Below are 3934 nucleotides of genomic sequence, written 5' to 3' on the forward strand. Positions count from 1 at the left end.
AGCGAACGGAATATCTGATCAACGACCGCTTGTCCTTCATGCGCTTCCTCGGTCTGGGACTGTCGGACCGTGTTCCCGATGCCAAAACGGTCTGGCTGTTCCGTGAGCGTCTGACCCAGGCGGGAGCTATTGAAAGACTGTTTGACCGGTTTGATGCAACTCTGCGGAACGCCGGTTATCTGCCAATGTCGGGCCAGATCCTGGATGCGACATTGGTAGTGGTTCCAAAGCAGCGCAATACCAACGGAGAGAAGGCCGATCTTCGGGCAGGACGGATCCCCGAAGGCTGGGAAGGCAAGCCGGTAAAGCTGTCCCACCAGAACAGGCACGCCCGCTGGCCGCTGAAGTTCACGAAGGCAAAGCGGCAGGAGGACGGGACGCTCCCGGCCACGGACCTCGCCATTCCATTCTTTGGCTATAAATCGCATGTTTCCATCGACCGGAAGTTTCGGTTCATCCGGAAATGGAAGGCGACGGATGCTGCTGCCAGTGATGGTGCCAGACTGCGCAAGGGCCTTCTGGATAAAACCAATACAGCCTCAACCGTTTGGGCAGACACCGCCTATCGCTCGAAAGCCGATGAGGACTTCATGGGCAAAGAGGGTTTCGTCTCGAAAGTTCACAGGAAAAAGCCGCATCTCAAGCCCATGCCCCGCCATATTCAGTGGTCCGCTCGCGCGTCGAGCATGTCTTTGCCGATCAGAAATCACAGACGGGACTGTTCATCCGAACTGTCGGTATCACCCGGGCCACCATGCGGATCAGTCTGGCCAATATTGTCTACAACATGCGCCGCTTCCTCTTCCTCGAGAGGTTAAACGCGAGCGCGTAGTCATCCCACTGGCGATAGCACGCGATCTGTTCAAAACGCAGAGCGAAAGTCACCCCGGAAACCGTCAATCGGCACGCCATAACCCTGAAATCAGGAGCCAGCCGCCGCCAATCAACGGTTCTTCGATCCCTCCAAATGGCGGTCGCCCGCCTTTGCTTCCATTTGAATAGGCCAGTGCCTTCTCCAGGTCAGGACGAAAGACTTCAAAATCCACAGTCCGGGAGAAGGCTTCGAGCTGATCACCGAGCCCGCTCAACCGGGCAAGCCGCTCTTCAACATCAAAGAAACCCGGCTGCTTCATGATCCATGCCCCCAATCAACTCAGGGGAAATGGAATCATAAAGACCGACCCAAAACCAGGGGGTTTTTCGACCCCTCCACCTAGTGCCCGCAAGGGACGCTGCTCAAGACGCTGATGCGGGTCGAGGAAGGTTTCGAAACTGCGAAGAACGAATTCGACCTCGATCATAACGAGACCCGCTCCTGGCACGGCTGGCACCGTCATGTCACGCTGGTCATGCTCGCCTACGCCATGGTGGCGGCAGTACGCTCGCAAGCTAATGCCCTCGCGCTCAAAAAAAGCCGACGGCCAACGCGCAAAAGCTCATCCGGTGGTCGATCCAGGAAATCCGACGCCTCGCCGTAAAAATCACCCAGGCTCAGATCCCTATCCCGCATATCCTCCGTTGGTCCGTGTTTCGACGAACCCATCAGGCCGCAGCATATCTCTCACGCCTTAAAACAAAAACGCAACTGTAGTGCTAGAACCCGATGCCGAAGATCATCTCTCAATGCTCGTGCCATCACCGTCTCCATCAATGAAAACGGTGAATCACAAGACGCCCTCAGTGTCACCTCTCGATTCAGAGTTCAGTGGAAACGCTCTAGCGTTCAACCTTTCGAAGAAGAGGAAGCGGCGCATGTTGTAGACGATATTGGCCAGCCCGATCCTCATGGTGGCTCGGGTGATGCCGACGGTTCGGACGAACAACCCTGTCTGTGATTTCTGATTCGCAAAGACGTGCTCCACACGAGATCGGATCACGGACTTTCCTGCATTGGATCTCTGGATATGCCGGAGCATAGGTTTGAGATGTGGCATTCGTCGTCTTCCATTTGCGGATCAGCCGATATTTCCGATCAATGGAGATGTGCGATTTATAGCCAAAGAACGGGATGGCCAGATCTGTTAGGGGCATACTCTCGTCTTCCTGTCGCTTCGCTTTCGTGAACTTCAGGATCCAGCGCGCATGCCTGTCCTTGTGGGACAGCTTTGACGGCTTGTCCTACCAGTCCTGTGGGATTTGCCCATCACGAAAATCCTCTGTCTCAGCGTTTGCATTGCGCTGCTTCGGAGCCGCTACGAGCGTGGCATCCAGGATCTGGCCTGACATCGGCAGATAACCAGCACTGCGCAGGGTCGCATCAAAACGCTCAAACAGTCTTTCAATGGCCCTCGCCTGTATCAGGCGCTTACGGAACAGCCAGACTGTTTTGGCATCAGGCATCCGATCTGAAAGTCCCAGACCAAGGAAGCGCATAAAGGAGAGGCAATCGTTGATGAGATACTCTGTCCACTCATCAGACAAACTGTTGAGCATCTGGATCACCAGGATCCTGAACATCAGCACCGGATCAAATGGCGGTCGTCCACATTTTCTTCCGTCCGCATAAGCCAAAGCTTTATCCGGTTCCGAGCGGAATACTTCAAAATCTACAGCCCGGGAAAACGCTTCGAGCCGGTCACCAAGCCCACTCAACCGGGCAAGCCGTTCTTCAACGCCAAAACATCTCGCCTGCTTCATGATCCATACTCCAATCAACGCAAGGAAAATGGAATCATAGAGGAACCCTCAAAACCAGAGGGTTTTTCAAACCCTACACGGCATAAACAAAATCCCATAAATTAGATTTTTTAAGTCAGGACAATTAATATAAACATCAGTAGTTCATTTATAATATTGACAAATATGGAGAAACATTCATTATGAAATAACACGATCAATCTAGATATATCAGAGTATTATAATAATGATTAAGAAATTCATTAATACTTTAAAATACATTTCTTTATCATTTGCGTTTATTGCATTTAATGCACGGTCCGATACTATAAAATCTAGAGAAGTTATTATTGATACTGATGTAGGCACAGATATTGATGATGCATTCGCATTAGCATTAGCAGCAGCTTCGCCGGATTTAAAAATTGATTTAATAATGGCGAGTTCAGGTGATACAGATGCTCGGGCAAAATTGGCACGCCGTTTTCTAGATATGGCAGGCCGCACGGATATCCCGGTCACTCGTGGTCCTTCAACACTACATGCTGAGGCATTATCCCAAAAATCGTGGGCTCAAGGTCAAGAGAATTACCACAAATATTTTCCAGATGCTGTGGAGAAAGCACTTCAGCTTTTACGAACTCAACCCAATCATACTATTACGCTTATAGGACTTGCTCCACCATCGACCATTGCCGCCATGATTTCGCGTGATTCAATCGCCTTCCGACGTTTGCGCGCTATTGTGCTGATGGCGGGTTCTATTCATCACGGTTATGGAAAAATAGCTGGCACAAATTCTTCTACACCGTCATTAGAGACAAACGCCTCTCTAGACCCGAGTGCTCTACGTGCCATTTTGACTTCGGGCGTTCCTATACAGCTTATGCCGTTGGATGCCACAGAGGTAGCGTTAAGCAAATTTGCTGCCGAACAAATATTTCACGCGCATACGCCAGTTACAGATTCTCTTCAAGAATTGACCCAGCAGTGGGCTGCGAAATCAGCATACGGGCCTATTCCCACTCTGTTTGATGTGGTGCCTGTAGCTTATTTAATTCAGCCAAATATATGCACGTTAGTCCCCATGCATCTCTCTGTTTCAGAGCGTGGAGATACTGTGCAGTCATCTGGGCCAGAGAATGTCTCGGCGTGTTTATCTGTTAATAGCAAGGCCGTAGTTAATCTACTTGTTCAGCGCATTAAGTAATATATCTGTCTGAGTAGGCTCAGGGCTCATAGCCAGAAGATGACGGCTGCGGCGAGGCAGATGGCTGAGAAGAAGGCGGTCGGGGATCTGCCCCGCCGTCATGAAAGA

1 protein-coding gene and 4 pseudogenes are annotated in these 3934 nt (G+C 51.0%); 3 read left to right on the forward strand and 2 right to left on the reverse strand.

The features are described 5' to 3' along the window. Positions 1–832 (forward strand): annotated as a pseudogene (locus GSP01_RS14365) (transposase); the annotation flags it as partial. Between the two features lie 133 nt (positions 833–965). On the opposite strand, the pseudogene GSP01_RS14370 reads toward GSP01_RS14365, so the two are convergent. Then, a pseudogene (locus GSP01_RS14370) lies at positions 966–1136 on the reverse strand (IS5/IS1182 family transposase); the annotation flags it as partial. 81 nt (positions 1137–1217) lie between these two features. Here GSP01_RS14370 and GSP01_RS14375 point away from each other — a divergent pair. Next, positions 1218–1478: pseudogene (locus tag GSP01_RS14375) on the forward strand (IS701 family transposase); the annotation flags it as partial. Between the two features lie 186 nt (positions 1479–1664). Here GSP01_RS14375 and GSP01_RS14380 read toward each other — a convergent pair. Continuing rightward, positions 1665–2637: pseudogene (locus tag GSP01_RS14380) on the reverse strand (transposase). Positions 2638–2863: 226 nt separating this feature from the next. Here GSP01_RS14380 and GSP01_RS14385 point away from each other — a divergent pair. Then, positions 2864–3826 carry a nucleoside hydrolase gene (locus GSP01_RS14385; protein ID WP_141354632.1) on the forward strand — a complete coding sequence of 321 codons (963 nt, stop codon included), beginning with the start codon at positions 2864–2866 and terminating at the stop codon, positions 3824–3826. Positions 3827–3934 lie beyond the last annotated feature (108 nt).

This window comes from Gluconobacter sphaericus NBRC 12467, assembly GCF_006539125.1.
GTDB lineage: Bacteria > Pseudomonadota > Alphaproteobacteria > Acetobacterales > Acetobacteraceae > Gluconobacter > Gluconobacter sphaericus.